The following is a 409-nucleotide window of genomic DNA, read 5'->3' on the forward strand; positions in this document are numbered from 1 at the left end:
CAGATCATGGCGGCGTCGCCCGCCGGCACGGGCTGCTGCCGGCGCCCATGACACCCCAGGAGCTACAGGAGCAGCCGGCCCTGCTGCGTGCACGAGGGCACTCCCACCGGGACTCCGTACTGATGCCTGCCCTGTCGCCCGTCCCCGTTGTCTACTTCCTCGTCGGGGCCGCGCTGTTGGCTTTGGCCCTGCTCTTGGATACCCCGTCCGGGCCTGCCTTCTGGACCGCCTGCGGGCTGGCCGGGGTGATGATGCTGCTGCCGATGCTGATGTGGGCTGCACAGGGGATCTACGCTGCCCGCCAGGCCAGGATTCGGACCCTGATCCGCGCACGTCTGGGCGATGACCACCAGCTCCAGCAGCGCCGCGCCCACGTCCGCTCCCATGGGGCGCTGCCGGCGGCTCTGAT

The 409-nt window shown here is 70.7% G+C and carries 1 protein-coding gene; it reads left to right on the forward strand.

Going from position 1 to position 409, the window contains the following annotated elements; translation table 11 throughout:
* Positions 1-122: 122 nt before the first annotated feature.
* Positions 123-409: hypothetical protein (locus C6558_RS39295; RefSeq protein WP_146161031.1), on the forward strand; the 287-nt coding region annotated here is incomplete at its 3' end.

It is taken from the genome of Ensifer sp. NM-2, assembly GCF_003024455.1.
In the GTDB taxonomy this organism is placed as follows: Bacteria; Pseudomonadota; Alphaproteobacteria; order Rhizobiales; family Rhizobiaceae; genus Ensifer; species Ensifer canadensis.